The 20726-nt window shown below is 62.1% G+C and carries 23 protein-coding genes; 6 read left to right on the plus strand and 17 right to left on the minus strand.

All coding sequences use genetic code 11. The features are described from left to right. Positions 1-52 precede the first annotated feature (52 nt). The 9 genes from FJ967_RS15380 to FJ967_RS15420 form a co-directional block, all read right to left on the minus strand. A complete protein-coding gene (locus tag FJ967_RS15380) occupies positions 53-571 on the minus strand; it encodes a PaaI family thioesterase (protein ID WP_140732672.1) in 519 nt (172 codons plus the stop codon). Beyond that, positions 568-1329 carry a DNA repair protein RecO gene (gene recO / locus FJ967_RS15385; protein ID WP_140732673.1) on the minus strand — a complete coding sequence of 254 codons (762 nt, stop codon included), beginning with the start codon at positions 1327-1329 and terminating at the stop codon, positions 568-570. The genes FJ967_RS15380 and recO overlap by 4 nt, the downstream gene beginning before the upstream one ends. A 134-nt stretch (positions 1330-1463) precedes the next feature. Beyond that, positions 1464-2570 carry a porin gene (locus tag FJ967_RS15390; protein WP_140732674.1) on the minus strand — a complete coding sequence of 369 codons (1107 nt, stop codon included), beginning with the start codon at positions 2568-2570 and terminating at the stop codon, positions 1464-1466. A gap of 516 nt (positions 2571-3086) precedes the next feature. Then, positions 3087-3974, minus strand: a complete 888-nt coding sequence (locus tag FJ967_RS15395; RefSeq protein WP_140732675.1) for an aminoglycoside phosphotransferase family protein — start codon at positions 3972-3974, stop codon at positions 3087-3089. A gap of 57 nt (positions 3975-4031) precedes the next feature. Then, positions 4032-4964 carry a GTPase Era gene (gene era / locus FJ967_RS15400; RefSeq protein ID WP_140732676.1) on the minus strand — a complete coding sequence of 311 codons (933 nt, stop codon included), beginning with the start codon at positions 4962-4964 and terminating at the stop codon, positions 4032-4034. Then, the gene (gene rnc, locus FJ967_RS15405; RefSeq protein ID WP_140732677.1) at positions 4949-5662 is read right to left on the minus strand and encodes a ribonuclease III; all 714 of its coding nucleotides are present in this window, start codon (positions 5660-5662) and stop codon (positions 4949-4951) included. Before rnc ends, era begins: the two co-directional genes overlap by 16 nt. A gap of 4 nt (positions 5663-5666) precedes the next feature. Next, positions 5667-6416: a signal peptidase I gene (lepB, locus tag FJ967_RS15410; RefSeq protein ID WP_140732678.1), complete on the minus strand. Its 750-nt coding sequence runs from the start codon at positions 6414-6416 to the stop codon at positions 5667-5669. 78 nt (positions 6417-6494) lie between these two features. Beyond that, positions 6495-6908 carry a holo-ACP synthase gene (gene acpS, locus FJ967_RS15415; RefSeq protein ID WP_140732679.1) on the minus strand — a complete coding sequence of 138 codons (414 nt, stop codon included), beginning with the start codon at positions 6906-6908 and terminating at the stop codon, positions 6495-6497. Beyond that, positions 6905-7504 (minus strand): DUF2062 domain-containing protein, encoded by a 600-nt coding sequence (locus FJ967_RS15420; RefSeq protein WP_140732680.1) that lies wholly within the window; start codon positions 7502-7504, stop codon positions 6905-6907. The genes acpS and FJ967_RS15420 overlap by 4 nt, the downstream gene beginning before the upstream one ends. 219 nt (positions 7505-7723) lie before the next feature. Here FJ967_RS15420 and FJ967_RS15425 point away from each other — a divergent pair, with 219 nt between their 5' ends. Beyond that, a complete protein-coding gene (locus FJ967_RS15425; protein ID WP_140732681.1) occupies positions 7724-8239 on the plus strand; it encodes a GNAT family N-acetyltransferase in 516 nt (171 codons plus the stop codon). Positions 8240-8247: 8 nt separating this feature from the next. Here FJ967_RS15425 and FJ967_RS15430 read toward each other — a convergent pair whose 3' ends face one another. The 4 genes from FJ967_RS15430 to rpoZ all read right to left on the minus strand — a co-directional run bounded on the left by FJ967_RS15430 (position 8248) and on the right by rpoZ (position 11999). After that, on the minus strand, positions 8248-8628 hold the full coding sequence (locus FJ967_RS15430) for a VOC family protein (RefSeq protein ID WP_140732682.1): 381 nt from the start codon (positions 8626-8628) through the stop codon (positions 8248-8250). Between the two features lie 10 nt (positions 8629-8638). After that, positions 8639-9217, minus strand: coding sequence for an orotate phosphoribosyltransferase (pyrE, locus tag FJ967_RS15435; RefSeq protein WP_140732683.1), 579 nt, complete (start codon positions 9215-9217; stop codon positions 8639-8641). A gap of 24 nt (positions 9218-9241) precedes the next feature. Then, entirely contained in the window at positions 9242-11470 is a 2229-nt protein-coding gene (locus FJ967_RS15440) for a bifunctional (p)ppGpp synthetase/guanosine-3',5'-bis(diphosphate) 3'-pyrophosphohydrolase (RefSeq protein WP_140732684.1), read from the minus strand. Positions 11471-11597: 127 nt separating this feature from the next. After that, the gene (gene rpoZ, locus FJ967_RS15445; RefSeq protein WP_140732685.1) at positions 11598-11999 is read right to left on the minus strand and encodes a DNA-directed RNA polymerase subunit omega; all 402 of its coding nucleotides are present in this window, start codon (positions 11997-11999) and stop codon (positions 11598-11600) included. 320 nt (positions 12000-12319) lie between these two features. Here rpoZ and FJ967_RS15450 point away from each other — a divergent pair, with 320 nt between their 5' ends. Both FJ967_RS15450 and FJ967_RS15455 read left to right on the plus strand, forming a co-directional pair. Then, positions 12320-12901 (plus strand): NYN domain-containing protein, encoded by a 582-nt coding sequence (locus FJ967_RS15450; protein ID WP_023762095.1) that lies wholly within the window; start codon positions 12320-12322, stop codon positions 12899-12901. 10 nt (positions 12902-12911) lie between these two features. After that, positions 12912-13565, plus strand: a complete 654-nt coding sequence (locus tag FJ967_RS15455; protein WP_140732686.1) for a uracil-DNA glycosylase — start codon at positions 12912-12914, stop codon at positions 13563-13565. A 30-nt stretch (positions 13566-13595) separates the two neighbouring features. Here the strand turns inward: FJ967_RS15455 and FJ967_RS15460 are convergent, their stop codons facing one another. After that, entirely contained in the window at positions 13596-14069 is a 474-nt protein-coding gene (locus FJ967_RS15460; RefSeq protein ID WP_140732687.1) for an Lrp/AsnC ligand binding domain-containing protein, read from the minus strand. Between the two features lie 161 nt (positions 14070-14230). On the opposite strand from FJ967_RS15460, the gene FJ967_RS15465 reads away from it, so the two are divergent. Continuing rightward, positions 14231-15154 (plus strand): DMT family transporter, encoded by a 924-nt coding sequence (locus tag FJ967_RS15465; protein ID WP_140732688.1) that lies wholly within the window; start codon positions 14231-14233, stop codon positions 15152-15154. 14 nt (positions 15155-15168) lie between these two features. Here FJ967_RS15465 and FJ967_RS15470 read toward each other — a convergent pair whose 3' ends face one another. From FJ967_RS15470 to dapA, 3 genes are all read right to left on the minus strand, one after another. Next, positions 15169-15879, minus strand: a complete 711-nt coding sequence (locus FJ967_RS15470; protein ID WP_140732689.1) for a GH25 family lysozyme — start codon at positions 15877-15879, stop codon at positions 15169-15171. A gap of 75 nt (positions 15880-15954) precedes the next feature. Beyond that, a complete protein-coding gene (smpB, locus tag FJ967_RS15475) occupies positions 15955-16434 on the minus strand; it encodes an SsrA-binding protein SmpB (protein ID WP_140732690.1) in 480 nt (159 codons plus the stop codon). A gap of 25 nt (positions 16435-16459) precedes the next feature. Continuing rightward, positions 16460-17341 carry a 4-hydroxy-tetrahydrodipicolinate synthase gene (dapA, locus tag FJ967_RS15480; RefSeq protein WP_140732691.1) on the minus strand — a complete coding sequence of 294 codons (882 nt, stop codon included), beginning with the start codon at positions 17339-17341 and terminating at the stop codon, positions 16460-16462. 291 nt (positions 17342-17632) lie between these two features. Here dapA and FJ967_RS15485 point away from each other — a divergent pair, with 291 nt between their 5' ends. Both FJ967_RS15485 and FJ967_RS15490 read left to right on the plus strand, forming a co-directional pair. Beyond that, complete coding sequence (locus tag FJ967_RS15485; RefSeq protein WP_140732692.1) at positions 17633-19663, plus strand: lytic transglycosylase domain-containing protein; 2031 nt, start codon at positions 17633-17635, stop codon at positions 19661-19663. Between the two features lie 107 nt (positions 19664-19770). Next, on the plus strand, positions 19771-20694 hold the full coding sequence (locus FJ967_RS15490) for an alpha/beta hydrolase (RefSeq protein ID WP_140732693.1): 924 nt from the start codon (positions 19771-19773) through the stop codon (positions 20692-20694). The last annotated feature ends 32 nt before the right edge of the window (positions 20695-20726 follow it).

Here is a 20726-nt window from a genome sequence, read left to right on the forward strand (position 1 = left end):
CTGACATCTCAGCTCACTGACAGTCAAATGCGGCAGCCAAACGGCTGAAAACTCAACGTGCCGCCAGATTGGCGGCTGGAAATATCGAACATGTCTCGGTGCCGAAAGCTAAGAGCTTGCCGCCGGCGTCCTTCAGCGTCGCTTCCGAAACGGCAAGCGTGCGGCCCTTGTGGACCACCTTGCCTTCGCAGACGACCTCTCCGGTCCTTGGCGTGATCGGCCGCGTCAGGTTCACCTTGAACTCCGCCGTCGTATAAGCCTCGCCCTTGTCGAGCAGCGTCTGCACGGCACAGGCCAGGGCCGAATCGAGCAGCGTCGCCGCCCAACCGCCATGCACGCCGCCCAGTGGATTGAGGTGGCGCTCGTTCGGCACGCCGCGGAACACGGCGCGGCCTTCCGACACTGCGGTCAGCGCAAAGCTGAGCTGGAAGGAGATCGGCGGCGCCGGATACTCGCCATCGATGATCCGCTGCAGCAATTCCAGGCCGGTGTATTTCAGGATGTCGGCATGAGGAATGGTGCCAAGGTCGAGCGGCGAGACCCGGCCAGGATAGAGTTCGACCTCGCTCATGCCGCATTTTCTCCGGCAACGCTCTTGCCGCGCGCCTGGTGCTTGCGCAGCGCCGCCAGAAAGCCGGCGCGGGCGTCAGGTTCCCCGATGCCGCGCGGTTCATAGACGTGGCGCGTGAAGAAAAAACCGGTCAGGCGGAAGGCATCCTCGATCGCAGCCTGGTCTGCGCGCAGACCGGTGCCACGCTGCAGGAAGGCTGGCAGCGCCAGCATCTTGTCGCGCCACGGGGCCCCGGCTTCGCGCGACACCGCGCGGCCCGACTTCGGCGAGACATAAGCGAGATCCTGTCTGGCGCCGGTGGCGGCGCACTGGCTGAGATCGAGGCCAAAGCCGAGCTCGTCGAGGATCAGAAGTTCGAAACGCGCCACCAGTTCGCCCGCGGCATCGGCATCGTCGAGGTGGACGATCATCACCGAAAGCGCCTCGTAGAGGCCGCCATGGGCATCGCGCTCGGGCAGCAGGCGCAGATGCGCCGCCATCGTCTGCAGCCCGTAGACGGCGACGGCGCTGTCCATCAACCGGGCGGCATTCATCTCGATCGCTTCGGCCTGAAAGGTACCCAGATGCTCGTCAAGGCGCGCGCGCCACAACAGATCGACGCGATTTCCGGGCTGGAGAACGGGCTGCTGCTTGCGGGAGCGGCCGCCGCGCACGAGGCCGAGATGGCGGCCATGCGCACGCGTCATCACCTCGAGGATGGCGCTGGTTTCGCCATGCTTGCGGGTGCCGAGAATGATTCCCTCGTCGCGCCATTCCATATCGGGAGCTTTTCACCGATCGGGTGGCGAAATCAAGGTGTGGGCCTGGCGCCACCGTAGGTGAGCGGTACACATCACAAAGAACCGCCCGTACCGATGTGCCACGGGCGGTTCGATGAAGATTGGTCGATCTGTTAGAACGAACGCTGGAAGCGGAAAATGCCGCCGATTGCGTCTGAGTTATCCTTGTCGAAGTTGTCGTAATAATCGACTTCAGCAGTGATCGTATAGCCTGGGACGATCGTGTAAGCGACGTTGGCTGCCACTGCGAAGTCGCTGGCATCGGTATAGGAGACCTGCGCGTTGAGCGCGACCTTCTTGTTCACTGTGTAGGTGCCACCGCCCCAAAACGCGAAGTTTCCATTCCACGGCTTATAGAAACTCTTGGCAACGTTGTCGTCGGTGCCGTAACCGACCATGGCAAACAATGTCAAATCCGTTGTCGCCTTCAGATCAAGACGGGCCTTGCCTGCCCATTCTTCCCAATTGCTGTTGTAGGCACCAACCGCTGTGATCGCACCCCAATCGCCTTTGTATTTCACGCCGCCGACAACATGCGGAACGTAGCTGTCGATGGTCTCTGTTGTGCCGGAGCCTTCTTCCAGCGAAGCTACGGCCGAGAAGCCGTTTCCGGCATCGAAGTAGTAACTGATCAGGTTCGTGTCTTTAATACCGTATTTTATGATCGTGTCCTGTACGACGTTACCAGCGTAGCCGATAAACGCATCATAGGGTGTTTCATCCTTACCGATGCGCAGACCACCAAGTTGGATCCACGCGAAGTTCAGGGTGACACTCTTGTTGGCAGCGCCAGCGTTGTACGTTTCGGTAAACTGATTGTAGCTAGCGATGCCGCTTTTTGCAGTGTTGCCGAAATTGAAGCGCGTCTCGGTGTAGGTTTTCAATGTACCGAGTTCTGTTTCCTGGCCGGTCCAGGTCTTCAGGTTGAAGCGAGTGTTTTTCAACCAAGTTCCCTGTTCTGTACCGTCGCGGACATCAGTGGCGCGAGCGCCGTCCAACGAGCCGACGTCACCGAAACCGGCGTCATAGCGAATGTAGCCGCCGATGCGCAGGCAGGTCTCGGTGCCCGGGATGTAGAAGTAGCCGGCGCCGTAGACGTCGCAGATCTTGACGTATTCGGCCGGTTCCGGTTCGGCGACGACGACCGCGTCCGCGGCACGTGCGCCGGACACCGCGATCAGGGCCGCGGCTGAGCCGAGAAGGAGGCTCTTGATGTTCATTTTCTGACCTCTCCAGTCAAGTTAATAAAATGGCTTCTGAATTGTGGCTGGCGGATATGTTTTCCCGCCTCACCCCCACAATGAAAAAAGGCTCGCACCGCGCCCTCTTTTCGCGGCGAACATACCCACCAATCTTCCGCCTTCAATGACAATTCCATAAATATGCCGGATTCCGACCACAGATTAAATCTGTGTTGCACAAATAACACTGACCATACCTGCCACCTTGTCAAGACGGCACAAATGGCACATCGTAATTTTTATGTAATAATTGAAATCTCTATTCGACTATTTCTCGAAATCTTTTGACTTATGCTTATTTTTAAAAGTCAAATTCGCAGATATCCCAAAAAAGATTTGGAAAATTCGTTCATTAGAGCACGCGGCTTCCAAGATAATTCTGGGCGACCTCTCGGCGGTCAGAGACCCACAACGGGACCACATAAGGACTGCACTCGGCGGCAGCTTCTTGATCCATCCGAAACTCAGCCAATGCCGGGCGACGGATGCTTTGCCTCACGCCTCGCAGTCGGCCAGCACCGCATCGATCACGCGCCACGCTTCCGGGATTGCGGGTGGCGCGATGTCTATCTGTCCGGCGGCGGTGATCAGTGCCTTCCAGAGCGCCCAGCCGCGTCCCCGCGCCCAGGTCGCCTGATCCGCCGCGATGCCGGCGCGAAAAATGTTTCGGCTTTGGCCGTGGAACAGCGTCCAGGCAATCGCCAGATCGCAGGAGGGATCGCCGACACCGGAGGTGCCAAAATCAATCACCGCGCTCAATCTGCCGTTTTCGACCAAAAGGTTGCCCTGGCTGACATCGCCATGGAACCAGACGGGCGGACCTTTCCAGGCGGCGGCAAGGGCCACCTCCCAGGCCGCGGTGGCGGCGCTGGCATCGATGCGGTTGCCAAGTGCCGAGATCGCTTGCCTTGTCTCGCCGTCATAGACGCTGAGTGGTCCGCCGCGAAAGAAATTGTGCTGCCCCGGCGCCGGCCCATCGGTCGCGTCTATCGATTTCAACGCAGCCAGGAACCGAGCCAGGTCCGTCGCGAATTCCGACAGATTTGCGATTCGTTCGCGTTTGGCGGTCTCGCCCGCGATCCAGCCATAGACGGACCAATGCCAGGGATAGCCCTCGGCGGGAGCGCCCATTGCCAGCGGAGCCGGGATCGGCAGCGGCAACAGCGGCGCCAATTTCGGCAGCCAGCGATGTTCCTTTTCGACCTGCTGGCAATAAGCCGCCGCACTCGGCAACCGCACGGTCATCTCGTCACCGAGATGGAACGTCCTGTTGTCCCAGCCGCCAAATGCGACCGGCTCAACACGAAGATGCCGCCAATGGGGAAATTGAGCTGCGATCAGCCGGCGCACCAAAGCGGTGTCGATGGTGAGCTTGCCGTCCATCGCTCCATATCTTCGTTCTTGACGCAATTGCGGATGAGAACCGCTCAGACGCTTTCCCTAGTGGGGAAACTCCAAGCCCATCTCGCGGTAGCGCTCGGGATCGTCGCCCCAGTTCTCGCGCACTTTCACGAACAGGAACAAATGCACCTTCTGCTCGAGGATGCCCGCGATCTCCATGCGGGCGGCCTGACCGATGGCGCGGATGGTCTCGCCCTTGTGGCCGAGCACGATCTTCTTCTGGCTGTCGCGCTCGACATAGATGACCTGCTCGATGCGCACCGAGCCGTCCTTCTTCTCTTCCCATTTCTCGGTTTCGATATGCGAGGAATAGGGCAACTCCTGATGCAGCCGCAGATACAGTTTCTCACGGGTGATCTCGGCCGCGAGCTGGCGCATCGGCAGGTCTGAAATCTGGTCTTCGGGATAGTACCAGGGGCCGGCAGGCAGCGCCCTGGCAAGATAGTCGAGCAGGTCCTTGCAGCCGGAGCCGGTCAACGCCGAGACCATGAAGGTGCGCTGGAACGGCACCTTCTCGTTGGCTGCCGCGGACAGGGCCAGCAGCGCCTCGGGCTTGACGCGGTCGACCTTGTTGAGGATCAGCGCCATTGGCTGGCGCACGTCCTTCAACCGTTCGAGTATGGCATCGGCGTCGCCCCTGATGCCGCGCTCGGCGTCGATCAGCAGCAAAACGATATCGGCGTCCTTGGCACCGCCCCAGGCGGTGGTCACCATCGCCGTGTCCAGCCGCCGCTTGGGTTTGAAGATGCCCGGCGTGTCAACGAAAACGATTTGCGCATTGTCATGCGTGGCGATGCCGCGCACGATGGCGCGAGTGGTCTGCACCTTGTGAGTGACGATCGACACCTTGGCGCCAACCAGTTGATTGACCAGCGTCGACTTGCCGGCATTGGGCGCACCGATCAGCGCGACAAAGCCGGAATGCGTGGCGGGGGCTTCAGCGGTTTCAATATCTGTCATGCCGCGTTCCATACACCTTCGCGCAACAGAAGGGCAGCCGCGGCGGCCTGTTCGGCCTCGCGCTTGGATCGACCGCTGCCGGTTGCCGGCTGAAACGCACCGACCCTGACGCTGACGGTAAATAGTGGATCGTGATCGGGGCCTTCGCGGCCGTCGATCTGATAGACCGGAACGGCACTCGCCGCTTGATGCGCCCATTCCTGCAGCTCGGTCTTGGCGTCGCGGCGTGCCGCGCCCGAGGCTTGCGAACGAGGCTGCCAGTATTTGTGGATGAACGCGCGGGCCGCTTCCAGACCACCGTCGAGATAAAGCACGGCGATCAGCGATTCCAACGCGTCGGCGCGCAGGTTGACGCGCTTGCGCCCCTCGAGTCCGCGCACATCCGACCCGGCACGGATCAGGTCCGGCAGCCCGATATCCTCCGCGATTTCAGAAAGTGCTTCGGCATTGACGAGCGCATTGAGCCGCAGCGACAACTCGCCTTCCGCCGCATCGGGAAACGCGGCCAGCAGCATGTCGGCGACGATCAGGCCAAGAACCCGGTCGCCGAGAAACTCGAAGCGCTCATAATCGGTGCCGGCATTGGCGCTACGTGCACTGGCATGGGTTAGCGCGCGCTGCAGGCGCCGGCGGTCGGCAAAGGCGTGGCCCGTGCGTTGCGCAAGCGCCTCGGCGAGCGCGTCGGCGGTCAACCGTTTTGGTGCCGCCATGAGCCTAGTTGACGAAATGGAACAGGCGCGAAGCGCGCATCAGCGACGGCCATTTCCAGACTTCGAGGGGGCTTGCCTTGCCGGCGATCGAGAAGAAGACAAGATTGGCGCGACCGACCAGGTTTTCGGCCGGAACATAGCCGACCGTGAAGCGGCTGTCGGCGGAATTGTCCCTGTTGTCGCCCATCATGAAATAGTGGCCGGGAGGCACGTCGAATTCGCGAGTGTTGTCGCCGATCGAATTCGGCGACAGGTCCAGCGTATCGTAGCTGACGCCGTTTGGCAGCGTCTCGCGATAGACGTCGATCGGATAATCCTTTTCCGTGATGTCGGGATTGTCGATCTGGCCGGTCTTGACGCGCTGCACGCCGACGCCGTTGATGAACAGCTGGCCGTCCTTCATCTGGATCTTGTCGCCAGGCAGGCCGACCACGCGCTTGATATAATCGACGGAGGGGTCCGGCGGGAACTTGAACACCACCACGTCGCCACGCTTGGGCTCGGAGCCCCAGATGCGGCCCGAGAAAATGTCAGGTCCAAAAGGCAGCGAATAGCGCGAGTAGCCGTAGGACCATTTGGTGACGAACAGATAGTCGCCTTCCAGAAGCGTCGGGCGCATCGACCCCGACGGGATCGAAAAGGGCTGGAACAGGAGCGTGCGGATAACCAGGGCGAGCAAAAGCGCCTGGACGATGACGCTGACTGTTTCGCCAAGCCCGCCGGATTTCTTCTGGGATTTTTCAGCCACGCTCATGTCGTCCTCGATTGTGCGTTGGATGGTATAGAGTCTCGGCGCGCGCTGGGCAACGTCAATGCCGGTCGTCAGATGCAATCAATGTGGCGCTTCTTCGACCGGCACCGCCTCTATGATCACAAAGGCTTGAGCGAGCGGGAAATCATCGGTGATGGTGAGATGGATCATTGCCCGATGGCCTCGAGGCAGTATCTTTTCCAACCGCGCCAGCGCGCCGCCGGTCAGTGCCATCGTCGGCGCGCCGCTGGGCAGGTTGACGACCCCCATGTCCCGCCAGAAAACCCCTTGTGCCAGACCGGTCCCCAGTGCCTTGGCGCAAGCCTCCTTGGCGGCAAACCGCTTGGCGTAGGAGGCCGCGCGGGCACGCCGGTTCTCCGAACGCGCCTGTTCCACCTCGGTGTAGATTCTCTGAACGAAGCGCGGACCATGACGCTCAAGCGATTTCTCGATGCGTCTGATGTCGATCAGGTCACTGCCGATGCCGATGATCATTGGGCGGCGGAACCGACACTTCCGCCGGGGTGCGGCGACTGCTGACGGCGGCTCGCGCGCTCGGCCAGCCGCTTGCGCCTCTGCTCGCGGAAGACATTCATGCCCCAGCGCGTGATGCCGTAGAACACGAGGCCGAACACCAGCCCGAGCGGCACCGCGCCGATCAGCATCGGCTCCAGGACGGGATGCCATAGTTTGGCGAATGAGAGCTTGTGCATCATCTCGCCCAACTGCGCCGGCGGACCATGTGCTGGCAGGCGATCGTGCAGGATGAGCTTGCCGGTCTCCCAGGACGCGCCCCACAGAATCGGAAAGGTCAACGGATTGCCGAAGAAGACGGCCCCGAGAGCGGCTGCCACCAGATTGCCGGCAATCATCCAGCAGAGGACGGCGGCAATGATGAAGTGGAAACCCACGGGGAAGAACGAAGCAAACACACCGGCCGCGACGCCGGCCGCCACGGCGTGTGGGGTGGCCTTCAGCCGCAGGATGCGCTTGGAGAAATATTGCAGGGAGCGCGAAAACGAACGGCGCGGCCATAGATAGGTACGCACACGCTCCAGAAGGCCGTCAGGCTTGCGGCGACGAAAAAGCACTCTGTTCCAATTCCCGGTTCATCAGCACCATTGCGACCATTCCTGGCCAGGCGCGACAGCTTTATCTTGCGCTTCCAGGGCGCGGAAAGGCAACAACGACTTTGATATAGCGATTGCCACGCCGCGGAACAATGAAACGCCGCCGCGATGGTCTGCCGCAGGCAGGTAACAAGAGCGCCATTGAGGCGAAACTGAGGACGGGAGCAACAGAGAGTTCTGATGATCACGATACGGCCTGCCCGCGAACACGACGCCGAGTTGCTACCGGACATCGAACAGTCGGCCGGGCAAGCATTCCGCGCGGTCCCGGAGCTTGCCTGGCTGGCAGACGGGGAGAATGTCAGCGCCGAACGGCATCGCGGCCTGATCCGGCAAGGCGCGTGTATTGTCGCCACCGACGGCAGCGATCGCCCTGTCGGCCTGCTCAGTGCCGAGATCGACGGCGGGATACTGCATATCTGGGAGCTCGACGTACGCCTGGACCTGCAAGGCCAAGGCATCGGGCGCGCCTTGCTCGAACGCGCGATCGAAGACGCCAGACGGGGCGGTCTCGCGGCAATCACCCTGACCACGTTCCGCGATATCGCCTGGAATGCGCCGTTCTACGGCAAGATCGGGTTTCGCATTCTCAAAGACATTGAAGTTGATCAACGGCTTGCCGATCTGCTGCGTGGCGAAGCCGCGCACGGCTTGCCGGTGAACCGCCGTTGCGCCATGCGGTTCGAGCTCGAATAAAAGGACTTCTATCCCTTATATTCGCTGACCTCGACGAGATTGCCGTCGGGGTCGCGGAAATAGATTGACATCATCGCGCCGCGCGCGCCGGTGCGCTCGACCGGACCGGTTTCGATTGCCACGCCGTTGGCTTCGAGGTTGGCGCAAATTTCAGCAAGCGGCCGGGCCGCGACCAGGCAGAAATCACCGGAGCCGGCTGTCGGTGCTGTGGCCTTTGGCTCGAAAGTGCGGCTGATCTCATGCAGATTGATCTTCTGCGACCCGAACAGCAGCGCTGTCGGCCGGCGCGGCTCATCAAGGCGCTTCAAACCAAGCACACGCTCATAGAAGGCACACGTCTCCTCGACCGAGCGGACCGTCAGCACGAAATGATCGATGCCGGCGATCATGGCTGTTTGCCTAGATATTGCGGCTGCCGGGCTTGACGGCCGGGATGGCGGCAAGCTCGGGCGGCAACCTGTCCGGCGGATAGGCCGGGACCTCATATTCGGCAAGCGCGATCAACGGCACCCCGACCTGGGTCCTGCCGGCCGAACGGTCGATGATACACGCGGCCGCGACGACCTCGGCGCCAAGTTCTCGCAGGCAATCGATGGTTTCGCGGATCGAGAGACCGGTGGTGACTATGTCCTCGACGATGACGACACGGACGCCCCGGTCGATCTCGAAGCGGCGGAGACGAAACTCGCCCCCTTCCCGCTCCACCCAGATCGCCGGCACGCCAAGGTGGCGCGAGGTTTCGTAAGCCGGGATAAGGCCGCCGATGGCCGGCCCAACGACATAGTCGATTTTGCCTGGTACCGCGGCGCGGATCTTGTCGGCCAGCGCCTTGCACAAGCGCTCGGTCTTGTCGGCATGCATGAAGACGCGTGCCTTCTGCAGGAAGACCGGACTGCGCAGGCCCGACGTCAGGATGAAATGACCCTCCAGAACAGCGCCAGCCTCACGGAATATGCCCAGCACTTCGTCGGTGTTCATCTCATCCCCCTGATTGGCTTCTCGCTAGCCATTGACGCGCCGCGCATCGCTGACGCTCGAATTGTCCTTGAGCTGCGATAGCAGCCGGTTGAGATGCTTCAGGTCCCAAACCTCGAGATCGATCAGCATTTCGGTGAAATCGGGCGCGGTGCGCACCATGGACAGCGTATGGATGTTGGCGTCGTTGGCGGCTACGACCTGGGCGATGTCGGCAAGCGAGCCCGGCGCGTTGATGGCAGTGACCGAGACACGCGCGGGAAACCGTTCCTTGGTGCGCTCGTCAATGTCCCAGCGCACATCGATCCAGCGTTCCGGCTGGTCGTCGAAAGCCTGCAGCGCCGGCGACTGGATCGGATAGATGGTGATGCCGGTACCCGGCTGGACGATGCCGACGATGCGGTCCCCAGGGACAGCACCCTCGGGCGCGAAACGCACCGGCAGATCGCCGCGAACGCCACGGATCGGCACGGCGCCGTCGCGCGGCTGGTCCTTGTCCTTGCGCGCGGCACGGCCAGGAATCTGGAACAGCATGCCGGCGGCGTTGCGGATCTTCGACCAGCCCTCCTCGCGCTGCTTGGGGGCAGCTGAGGTAACGCGCTCGTCCTTGTAGTCCGGGTAGACCGCTTTCATGACATCCGTCGAAGCCAGTTCACCACGACCGACGGACGCCAGCACATCCTCTATATCCTTGCGCGCCAGCCGGTGCAGCACGGGCTTCAGGCTTTCCTTGGTGAAGGTCTTGCCGGCCCGTTCGAAAGCCCGCTCCAGAATGCGCGCGCCAAGGCCGGAATATTGCTTGCGGATGGCATTCTTGGTGGCGCGGCGGATAGCGGCGCGTGCCTTGCCGGTGACGACGACCGATTCCCACGCAGCCGGAGGCACCTGCGCCTTGGAGCGGATGATCTCGACCTCATCGCCATTCTTCAATTCCGTCATCAGCGGCATGATGCGGCCGTTTACCTTGGCACCGACGCAGGTGTCGCCGACATCGGTGTGCACCGCATAGGCGAAATCGATAGGCGTGGCGCCGCGCGGCAAGGCAATCAGCATGCCTTTCGGCGTGAAGCAGAACACCTGGTCCTGGAACAGTTCCAGCTTGGTGTTTTCGAGAAAATCCTCGGGATTGTCGCCCTCCGCCAACTGCTCGATGGTGCGCCGCAGCCAGGCGTAGGCATTGGTCTCCTTCGAGATCGCATGGCCGGCGCCGTTCGTCTTGCCGCCATTGTCCTTGTAGATCGAATGGGCGGCGACGCCATATTCGGCGATCTTGTTCATCTCGCGGGTGCGGATCTGCAGTTCGACGCGCTGACGTGACGGACCGACGATGGTGGTGTGGATCGAACGATAATCGTTCTGCTTCGGCGTCGAGATGTAGTCCTTGAACCGGCCGGGCACCATCGACCAGGTGGTGTGGATGGCGCCGAGCGCGCGATAGCAGTCCTCGACGGTGTCGACCACGACGCGGAAGCCGAAAATGTCGGACAACTGCTCGAAAGACAGCGCCTTGGCCTCCATCTTGCGGAACACCGACCACGGCTTCTTCTGGCGGCTTTTGACACCGGCCCTGATGGCATGTTTCTCGAACAGACCCGAAAGGGCCTTCTCGATCTCGGACAGAACATCCTTGTTGCGCTCGAATATCTCGGCGAGCCGGGCGGTAACGGCGCGGTAGGCTTCCGGATTGATGTAGCGGAAGGCGATCTCCTCCAGCTCCTCGCGCATGCCTTGCATGCCCATGCGCCCGGCCAGCGGCGCGTAGATGTCCATCGTCTCCTCGGCGATGCGCAGGCGCTTGGCCTCCGGCACATGGTCGAGGGTGCGCATGTTGTGCAACCGGTCGGCGAGCTTGACCAGGAGCACGCGGACATCTTCCGAGATCGCCAGCAGCAGCTTGCGCAGATTTTCCGCCTGCTCGGCCTTCTTCGAGACGAGGTCGAGCTTCTTCAGCTTGGTCAACCCCTCGACCAGCTTGCCCATCTCGGGCCCAAATAGCTCATCGATCTCTGCGCGGGTCGCGGTCGTGTCCTCGATTGTGTCATGCAGCAGGGCAACCGCGATCGTCGCCTCGTCCATGTGCATTTCGGTGAGGATCGCGGCGACTTCGAGCGGATGCGAGAAATAGGGATCGCCGGAGGCACGCTTCTGGTGGCCATGCTTCTGCATGGCGTAGACATAGGCTTTGTTGAGCAACGCCTCGTTGACGTCAGGCTTGTAGCGCTGCACGCGCTCGACAAGCTCATACTGACGCATCATGGGCGGATTCTCACAGCGATGAAATGAATCATGCGCCGCACTGTTGTACGGCGCATGTCATAGATAGCCACGAAATTGTCGATACGGAAGGGCCGGAAGATTGTTCCAGGCGCCTCCAGGGCGTTGCTTAGTAGTCGTCGCTCTTTTCCGGCGGCACCAGACCTTCGATGCCGGCCAGCAGGTCTTCCTCGGTCATGCGATCGAAGGCGATGTTGTCCTCGGCGTCGTCGGTGTCGGCGGCGGCAACGGCACCGCCGGTCTGGTCGGCGATCACTTCGCCGTCGGCTTCGGGTTCGTCGACCTCGACATGCTTCTGCAGCGAATGGATCAGATCTTCCTTGAGATCGTCGGGCGACAGTGTCTCGTCGGCAATTTCGCGCAGCGCAATGACCGGATTCTTGTCATTGTCGCGCGGCACGGTGATCTGCGCGCCCTGGCTGATCTGACGGGCGCGGTGGCCGGCCAGAAGCACCAGTTCGAAGCGGTTGTCGACCTTGTCGATGCAATCTTCAACGGTTACGCGGGCCATGGATTGCCCCTTTCATGCCTGGATGTGACGGAAAACAGGCGCGGTCCATAACCCGAACGACGCCAAAATACAAGCATCATGGCAAGGTGGGCCTGAAGGACACTCAATCCCTCCTTCAAACCGCGGATTTGGCAAACCCTGCCCCGGCCATGAGTTCCGCACGCCGATCACAATTGCTTGCAGTGCCGCCAAGCGCCCTTGGATTGCCGCCAAACTGGCGTTATTCCGGTTGGTGATGGTCGGCCGGTTTTTATGGGCCTGACCGATAGTCGCTACCGCATTTCGTTAGACGGCCAGTTATTTCGAAAAGGAATTTTCTCATGTTCGACCCTCGTGAAAAAATCGCCCTGTTCATCGACGGCGCCAATCTCTACGCCACCTCGCGCGCACTCGGGTTCGACATCGACTATCGCAAGCTTCTGGCGAGCTTCCAGAAACGTGGGTACCTGCTGCGCGCCTACTATTACACCGCGCTGGTCGAGGACCAGGAATACTCCTCGATCCGGCCGCTGATCGACTGGCTCGACTATAACGGCTTCAAAGTGGTGACCAAGCCGGCCAAGGAATTCACCGACTCGACCGGCCGTCGCAAGATCAAGGGCAATATGGACATCGAGCTCACGGTCGACGCCCTGGAACTCGCCGATGTCGTCGACCACTATGTCATCTTTTCAGGCGATGGCGACTTCCGCACGCTGGTCGAGGCGCTGCAACGGCGTGGCCGCAAGGTGTCGATCGTCTCGACCATGGCCTCGCAGCCGCCGATGATCTCGGACGACCTGCGTCGCCAGGCCGACCATTTCATCGATCTGACCACGCTCAAGAACGAAGTCGGCCGCGATCCCTCCGAGCGGCCCGTACGGCGGCCGGAACCCGCCGAGGTCGACGAGGACGATTACTGAGGCGGCCGACTTGGCCGTCCTTTCGACCGAACCGGACCGCGACTGCCCGCTCTGCCCGCGGCTGCATGACTTTATCGCCGAATGGCGGCAGCGTGAACCGTCCTGGTTCAACGCGCCGGTGCCGACATTCCTGCCACAGGGTGGTGAGGAAACCGTCCAGCTTCTGATCGTCGGCCTGGCGCCTGGCCTGCGCGGCGCCAACCGGACAGGGCGCCCCTTCACCGGCGACTATGCCGGCGACCTGCTCTATTCGACGCTGATCGCGCACGGTTTTGCACGCGGTGAATTCAAGGCGAGGCCCGATGACGGGCTGGAACTCGTCGGCACGGCAATCACCAACGCGGTGCGCTGCGTGCCGCCGGAGAACAAGCCGGTCGGTGCCGAGATCACCACCTGCCGGACATTCCTGGTGCCGACGATCGCTCGTTTTCCGAGCCTGCGCGCCGTGCTGGCGCTGGGGTCGATCGCGCACCAGTCGACGGTACGGGCGCTGGGCGGGCGCGTCGCGGCCTATCCGTTCAAGCATGGCGGCCAGGTGGAAGCCGGCGGCATCAGGCTGTTTTCGAGCTATCACTGCTCGCGCTACAACACCAATACGGGTGTGCTGACCGAAGCGATGTTCGTCAGGGTTTTCGGCGAGATCGCCGCATTCCTGGAGAACTGAGCACGGGAGCCCATGATCCCGGGTGCCCGCTCACACCGGCAGCAGGGCATCCGGTTTGACGTCGCCGATCGAGGCGTAGGTATGTGTCTCCCTCACGCCGGGAAGCGGCAGGATGACGCGTTTGAGGAAATCCTGGTAGTCGGCCATCTCGGCGATGCGTGCCTTCACCAGATAGTCGAAGCCGCCGACGACCATGTGGCATTCCAGAACTTCAGGCGCCTTTGCGACCGCCTCGGCGAAGCGGTCAAAGATATGCGGGGCCGCGTGGTCGAGCCGCACCTCGATGAAGACGAGCGTGCCGCGGCCGATCTTTGCCGGGTTGAGCACCGCCCTGACCGCGGTGATGAACCCTTCGCGAAACAGGCGTTTCACGCGCTGGCTGGCGCCGGTCGGCGACAGGCCGACGCGCGCCGCCAAGTCAAGCGTGGTGCGGCGACCATCTTCTTGTAGCAGCCGCAGAAGACTGCGGTCCACGGCATCGAGATCGACGGGCTCAGGATTCACGTTAGCGGCACCCAATTTGCGTGAATTACACTTTAAAATGCGAAAAACAGCGTATTTTGTCGCCGCCGTTTCGACAATAGGCTGCGCTTCATCGCAAGGCCTGGATTGTCTCGCCCTGGCGGCATGAACATGGTGTTGAACTGACATGGTATTGAACTGACATGGCGGACGCGCGAGACACGGTAAACGCAAGGCTGGCGGTCATCGCCGGCCTTGCCATGATCGGCATCTATGCGGCGCAGTTCGTGGCCGCGCGGTTCAGCCTGAGAGAGCATCTGACGGCCACCGACATGGCCAGCCTGCGCTTTGCCGGTGCCGGTGCGGTGTTCCTGCCGATCGTCTGGTGGCGCGGCCTGGCAACCGTGACCGCGCTGGGCTGGCGGCGTGGATTGGCATTGGCGGCCCTGGCCGGTTTGCCCTACCCCCTTATCATCAACTGGGGCCTGACCCACGCGCCCGCCGCTCATGCGGCAGCACTTTGCCCCGCTTCGATCGTCTTCTTCTCATTCCTGCTGTCATTGTTCAGGGAAAGAGCTTCGCGGCAGCGTGTCGTCGGTGTCGTCACGATCATCGCCGGGCTGCTGCTGTTCATCGTACCGGCGCGCGGCGGCACTGGCGGTGCCCTCTTCGGCGATCTGCTGTTCATCGGATCGGGTGTGATGTTCTCCGCCTATGCCGCCCTTGTGCAGCGATGGCGCGTCGAACCGATCACTGCGACCGCGACAGTGGTGATCTTGTCATGCCTGCCGCTGCCGCTGCTCTGGTTTTTTGCGCCAAGCGGCCTGCAAGCGGCCGCGGGTGCCGAGATCGTCAGCCAGATCGTCATCCAGGGCCTGCTCGCAGGCGCTGCGGCAATGTTCCTCTATACTTACATCGTCGACCAGTTAGGCCCGCAGGCGGCTTCGCTGTTCCTGCCGGGCGTGCCGATCGCCACCGTGATGGTGGGCATGATCGTGCTTGGCGAGACGCCGCTCGCGATTCAATGCGGGGCCATCGCCATCATGGCTGGCGGGATGTTGTATTCAGCGATGGGTCGACGCGGCACCAGGGAAACTCTGGCTGTTCCGACATCAGCTGGATCGTAACGGGTTCACCTGCATCAAGGTGTGGCGGCAAGCAGCGCCGCCAGTTTCTCCGGCCCGCCCTGCAGAACGTTCAGGTCGACGTCCCCCTCAATGCCGTCCACGCGTCCCCTGTTGTGATACTGCCAGTAGATCCAGTCGCGCCGGTCCGGCTCGATGAGCAGCGAGCGCAGCCACAGCGGGCGCGCGGCGATCCGCCCGGCATAGGCGGCCTCGGCCTCGTCGGTCAAATAGACGATTGCCGGTTTGCCGAACACAGCCTCGACGGGTCCAAGGAAGGCCTCGAGCTCGGCGTTCAGTTGCTCGGGTGAAGGGCGCTGCGGACAGTTGCCGCCGAACTCGATGTCGACCACCGGCGGCAGCAACGGCTGATCGTGCGGCACCACCGAAATGAAATTCCTGGCCTGGTCGGCGCCCGGCCGGCAGAAGGTGAAGAAATGATAGGCGCCGACGGCGAGCCCGGCGGCGCGGGCTTCGCGCAGATTGCCGGCGAAGGCATCATCGACATGGTCGCCGCCCTCGGTCGCCTTGATGACGGCGAAAGCCACATCGTCGGCGGCAACACGCCGCCAGTCGATCTGGCCCTGGTGATGGGAAACGTCGATACCCCTGACCGGATATTTGCCGCGGTCGGGAGAGTAGGTGTGGAAATACGTCAATGCGCCCAGGGCAACGACACATGCCAGAGCAAGACCGGCCAGGCCCCAGAGAACAATCCGCTTCTTCAAGACCATCCCCTGTTGGACTTGCCGATCGTTCGATCGTCGAAGCCCGACTATCGGCTTTTTCAGGCTGTCACCTGATTATCCGCGTTCCTTAAGCAGCCGGCCCTTTTCGCGCGACCAGTCGCGCTGCTTCTCGGTCTCGCGCTTGTCATGCAGCTTCTTGCCGCGGCCAACGGCAAGCAAGAGCTTGGCGCGGCCCTGGTCGTTGAAATAGATTTTCAGCGGCACAAGCGTCATGCCTTCGCGCTCGATGCTCTGCGACAGTTTCGCCATCTCGCGCTTGTTGAGCAGGAGTTTGCGCCGCCGGCGCGGCTCGTGGTTGAAGCGGTTGGCCTGCAGATATTCCGGCAGATAGGAATTGATCAGCCAGATCTCGCCGCCCTCGACCGAAGCGTAGCTCTCCTGGATGTTGGCCTGCCCCTGGCGCAGCGATTTGACCTCGGTGCCGGTCAGCACAAGGCCGGCCTCGATCGTGTCGAGCACCTCGTAGGAAAACCGCGCCTTGCGGTTTTCCGCGACGGTCTTGTTGTTGGGATCGGCTTTTCTGACTTGATTCATAATGTGGAGAGGTGGCGCCTCATCCCTAATTAATCAAGCCGGCGTGCTTCATGGCCGCATCGATCTTCTCGGCCGTCGCCGGTTCGACGGTCACCAGCGGCGAACGCAGCACGTTCTCGACCTTGCCAAGCTTCGACAGAGCGTATTTGGCGCCGGACACCCCCGGCTCCAGGAAGATCGCCTTGTGCAGTGGCAAGAGACGGTCCTGCAACTCCAGCGCCTTCGCGCTGTCACCGGAAAGCGTCGCCTCCTGGAACTCGGCGCAGAGCCGCGGCGCGACGTTCGACGTCACCGAAATACAGCCGACGCCGCCATGCGCGTTGAAGCCGAGCGCCGAGGCGTCCTCGCCCGAAAGCTGGATGAAATCCTTGCCGCAGGTCATGCGCTGCTCGGAGACACGTTCGACCTTGCCGGTCGCGTCCTTGACGCCGACGATGTTCTTGAAGTCATGGGCCAGCCGGCCCATCGTCTCCGGCATCATGTCGATCACCGAACGCGGCGGGATGTTGTAGATGATGATCGGCAGCTTGGTCGCCCTGGCGACGGCGGCGAAATGCTCGTAGAGACCGCGCTGCGTCGGCCTGTTGTAATAAGGGGTGACGACAAGTGCCGCGTCAGCGCCGGCCTTTTCGGCGTATTGCACAAGCCCCACGGCTTCCTCGGTGTTGTTGGAACCGGCACCGGCGACAACCGGAGCGCGGCCCTTGGCCACCTCGATGCAGACCTTCACGACATGGCGATGCTCGTCATGCGACAGCGTCGGCGATTCGCCGGTCGTGCCCACGGGAACCAAACCCGTCGTGCCCTCCCCGAGCTGCCAGGCGACGAAGGCGCGAAAGGCTTTCTCGTCGAAACGCCCGCTCTTTTCGAACGGTGTCACGAGCGCAGTAAGCGAGCCTCTCAGCATATCGTCCAACTCCTTGGGACTTTGTCGGTTTATACAGTCGTTGCCCCAAAAACGGTATCCACTCTGGGCGACATGCATCGGTGTTTTGTCGGTCGCGCCTTCTAACCGAAAGCGAAGCCGCGCACCATAGTCTCGACATTGTTGCGCGGCAAGCATTGCCATGGTGCCAGCAAGCGTAATTCGAACGGCCTCGATAACCCTTTGTTTACGAGCCCTTCACGACCTAAGTTTAGGCTTCGGGGCTGCTTCGCCTGCTGGTAAAATGCTGGATTAAGGAAAGACACCGAGACGATGCCGACCGGTCGGCCCCACCTGTTCGCGCTTCTTGGCGCCATCGCCGCGCTGATGCCCGGCGTGGCGATCAGCGGCAGCGTCGATGTCCGGGTCACCTCGGCCATTCCTGTGCCCGGTGTACAGGACAAGGCACCACAGGCCCCCTCGCCCGGCGTCGCGCTCTTGAAGAGCGGACTGGATGCACTGGCCGCTGGCGATATTGGCGGCGCCCGCGGCGTGCGCGACGCGCTGCCGGCACAATCGCTAGACCAGCACATACTGGCTTGGGCGATCGCGCTCTATGGGGGCGACAAGGTCCCGAGCGGCGACATCGCGGAGGCCGCGAAGATGCTGCCCAACTGGCCCGGCACGGTTGCGTTGCGGAAGAACAGCGAGCGCGCGCTTTACCGCGAGAATCCGGCGGCGGACGTCGCCCTCAAGGCATTCGATGGCAGCCAGCCGCAGACATTCGAAGGCGTGATGGTTCTCGCGCGCGCCTATGTCTCGTCCGGCAATGCCAAGGCGGCGCGATCGGTGCTGTCGCCGTTCTGGCGGACCGCGATCCTGGAAGCCAAGGACGAGACGGCTCTGATCAAGGAGTTCGGCAATCTCATACCTGCCGCGGATCACCGTTTTCGCATGGAGCGCATGTTCTATGCCGACCGGGTGAATTCCGCCTTGCGTGTCGCAGGCCTTGCCGGCGCCCAGCAGCTTGCCGACGCCTGGGTGGCTGCCGACAAGGGCGACAAGAATGCCGCCAAACTGCTGAAGGCGGTGCCGGTGGCGCAGCGTTCGGCTGGCTATTTCTTCACGCAGGCCGAATATCTGCGCAAGCAGGAGGATTTCGCGGGTGCCGCCGCAGTTGTCATGAAGGCGCCGACAGACCGTGAATCCCTGGTCGATCCGGACGCCTGGTGGGTCGAACGCCGGGTGCTGTCGCGCGAACTCGTCGACCAGGGCGACATGAAGACCGCCTATAAAATAGTCGCCACGCACACTGCCGAAAGCGCCGCCAATGCGGCGGAGGCCGAGTTCCATGCCGGCTGGTATGCGCTGCGTGGTCTCAACGATCCCAAGCTCGCCGCAACGCATTTCGCGCGCATCGCCGACCTTGCCCAGGGGCCGATGACCCTGTCGCGCGCCTATTACTGGCTCGGCCGCGCGGCGGAAGTCGGCGGCCCCGGCAATGCCAAGGACTATTTTGGGCGCGCTGCGACCTACGGCACCACGTTTTACGGCCAACTGGCCGCCGAACGCGTCGGCCGGCAGGCGCTCAACATCGTCTATCCCCAGCCAAGTGCGGCCGACCGGCAGACCTTTGCCGGCCGCGAGGCCGTCAGCGCAATCAAGCGCCTGCAGGAAGCCGGTTACGACCGTTATGCCGAAACGCTCTATCGCGACCTTGCCGGGCAATTGACCAGTCCGGGTGAACTGGCGCTGCTCGCTGTCCTTGCGGAAAAGCAGGACAACCATTTTATGGCGCTGAAAATCGGCAAGATCGCCGGGGCGCGCGGCATCGATGTCGGCGCGCTGTCGCATCCGCTCGGCGTCATTCCCGATTCGGCCAATATTTCAGGTTCGGGCAAGGCGCTCGCCTATGCGATCGCCCGCCAGGAAAGCGAATTCAACATCGGCGCCGTGTCCAGCGCGGGAGCGCGCGGACTGCTGCAGCTGATGCCGGGAACCGCAAAGCAATTGGCGAAAAAGGCCGGATTGCAGTTTTCGCAGACCAGGCTAACAACCGACGCCGGATACAATGCGACGCTTGGCTCGGCATTCCTGGGCGAACAGCTCGATCGCTTCAACGGCTCCTACGTATTGACCTTCGCGGGCTACAATGCCGGCCCGACCCGGGCAAGCCAGTGGGTGGCGAAATATGGCGACCCCCGCGGCAAGGACATCGATGCGGTGGTGGACTGGATTGAGCGGATTCCCTACACGGAAACAAGAAGTTACGTGCAGCGGGTGATGGAGAATTACGAGGTCTACAAGATGCGTATTTCCGGCAAGTACGACATCGTCGGCGATCTCGTGAACGGGCGCGGCTGAGACTTTTTCTCTCCGCAGGCGAAGACAGGAACGGCCTTCCCGTTTGACGCTCCCGGCCGCCCTCTATAGCAGTTCATGGACGAGCCTGCGGCCAAGGAGCCCGTTCCATGTCGAGCAATCCGGACTTCAGCGACTTCTTCTACACCGCGCCGGACGGGCTGAGACTTCATGCGCGTGTCTACGGTGAAGGCAATCGCGCGCATTGGCCGGTCGTCTGCCTGCCTGGCTTGACGCGCAACGCGCGGGATTTTCACGAGCTCGCGCTCCATCTCTCGACGTCATCCTCCGTGGCACGCAAGGTCATCGCTTTCGACTATCGCGGACGCGGGCAGTCGGCCCATGATCCCGACGTCAGCCACTATAATGTCGGCATCGAGGCTGGCGACATCCTTGCCGGCCTGGCGGCGCTGGGGATCGAACAGGCGGCGTTCATCGGCACCTCGCGGGGCGGGTTGATCCTCCATGTGCTTGGCGCGATGCAGCCTGCGGCGCTGAAAGCCATTGTGCTCAACGACATCGGGCCGGTGATCGAACCCGCCGGTCTCGCCCACATCAAGTCCTATCTCGACCGCGCGCCGAAGCCAAAAACCCTCGCCGAGGCGGTGGACGCCCAGCGCAACGTTCACGGCCAGGATTTTTCCGCGCTCACCGGTGAGGATTGGGAGCGGATGGTGGGCGCGATCTATCGCGAGACGAATCAGGGGCTGGTGCCCGATTTCGATCCGAAGCTGGTCGACACGGTCACGGCTCTCGACCTGTCGCAACCATTGCCGCCTCTGTGGCAGCAGTTCGATGCGTTGGCGGGCATCCCGCTGCTCGTCATACGCGGCGCAAATTCGCGGCTGTTGTCGCCTGAAACGCTGGAAGAGATGCGAAAGCGTCATCCTGGTGCGGAGACAATCACGGTTCCAGACCAGGGGCACGCGCCGTTCCTGGAAACCGGAAGCCTGCCCCGGGACACCGCACGCTTTCTAGATAAAGCAGAGGCAGACAAAAGCACCAAGCAACCTCAAGACCAGATTAGGTCTTGAGGCGGCACTCATAGTATCGGGCAGTCTACCCG

Source organism: Mesorhizobium sp. B2-3-4 (assembly GCF_006442315.1).
Taxonomy (GTDB): Bacteria; Pseudomonadota; Alphaproteobacteria; order Rhizobiales; family Rhizobiaceae; genus Mesorhizobium.

Excerpts from the sequence above, each read along its gene's own strand:
- acpS (WP_140732679.1), bottom strand. The coding sequence starts at position 6,908 with ATGATCATCGGCATCGGCAGTGACCTGATCGACATCAGACGCATCGAG.
- FJ967_RS15490 (WP_140732693.1), top strand. The coding sequence starts at position 19,771 with ATGTCGAGCAATCCGGACTTCAGCGACTTCTTCTACACCGCGCCGGAC.
- FJ967_RS15465 (WP_140732688.1), top strand. The coding sequence starts at position 14,231 with ATGGCGGACGCGCGAGACACGGTAAACGCAAGGCTGGCGGTCATCGCC.
- FJ967_RS15485 (WP_140732692.1), top strand. The coding sequence starts at position 17,633 with ATGCCGACCGGTCGGCCCCACCTGTTCGCGCTTCTTGGCGCCATCGCC.
- FJ967_RS15395 (WP_140732675.1), bottom strand. The coding sequence starts at position 3,974 with ATGGACGGCAAGCTCACCATCGACACCGCTTTGGTGCGCCGGCTGATC.
- FJ967_RS15425 (WP_140732681.1), top strand. The coding sequence starts at position 7,724 with ATGATCACGATACGGCCTGCCCGCGAACACGACGCCGAGTTGCTACCG.
- FJ967_RS15390 (WP_140732674.1), bottom strand. The coding sequence starts at position 2,570 with ATGAACATCAAGAGCCTCCTTCTCGGCTCAGCCGCGGCCCTGATCGCG.
- rnc (WP_140732677.1), bottom strand. The coding sequence starts at position 5,662 with ATGGCGGCACCAAAACGGTTGACCGCCGACGCGCTCGCCGAGGCGCTT.
- recO (WP_140732673.1), bottom strand. The coding sequence starts at position 1,329 with ATGGAATGGCGCGACGAGGGAATCATTCTCGGCACCCGCAAGCATGGC.
- FJ967_RS15380 (WP_140732672.1), bottom strand. The coding sequence starts at position 571 with ATGAGCGAGGTCGAACTCTATCCTGGCCGGGTCTCGCCGCTCGACCTT.
- lepB (WP_140732678.1), bottom strand. The coding sequence starts at position 6,416 with ATGAGCGTGGCTGAAAAATCCCAGAAGAAATCCGGCGGGCTTGGCGAA.
- FJ967_RS15450 (WP_023762095.1), top strand. The coding sequence starts at position 12,320 with ATGTTCGACCCTCGTGAAAAAATCGCCCTGTTCATCGACGGCGCCAAT.
- era (WP_140732676.1), bottom strand. The coding sequence starts at position 4,964 with ATGGAACGCGGCATGACAGATATTGAAACCGCTGAAGCCCCCGCCACG.
- FJ967_RS15440 (WP_140732684.1), bottom strand. The coding sequence starts at position 11,470 with ATGATGCGTCAGTATGAGCTTGTCGAGCGCGTGCAGCGCTACAAGCCT.
- dapA (WP_140732691.1), bottom strand. The coding sequence starts at position 17,341 with ATGCTGAGAGGCTCGCTTACTGCGCTCGTGACACCGTTCGAAAAGAGC.
- smpB (WP_140732690.1), bottom strand. The coding sequence starts at position 16,434 with ATGAATCAAGTCAGAAAAGCCGATCCCAACAACAAGACCGTCGCGGAA.
- pyrE (WP_140732683.1), bottom strand. The coding sequence starts at position 9,217 with ATGAACACCGACGAAGTGCTGGGCATATTCCGTGAGGCTGGCGCTGTT.
- rpoZ (WP_140732685.1), bottom strand. The coding sequence starts at position 11,999 with ATGGCCCGCGTAACCGTTGAAGATTGCATCGACAAGGTCGACAACCGC.
- FJ967_RS15430 (WP_140732682.1), bottom strand. The coding sequence starts at position 8,628 with ATGATCGCCGGCATCGATCATTTCGTGCTGACGGTCCGCTCGGTCGAG.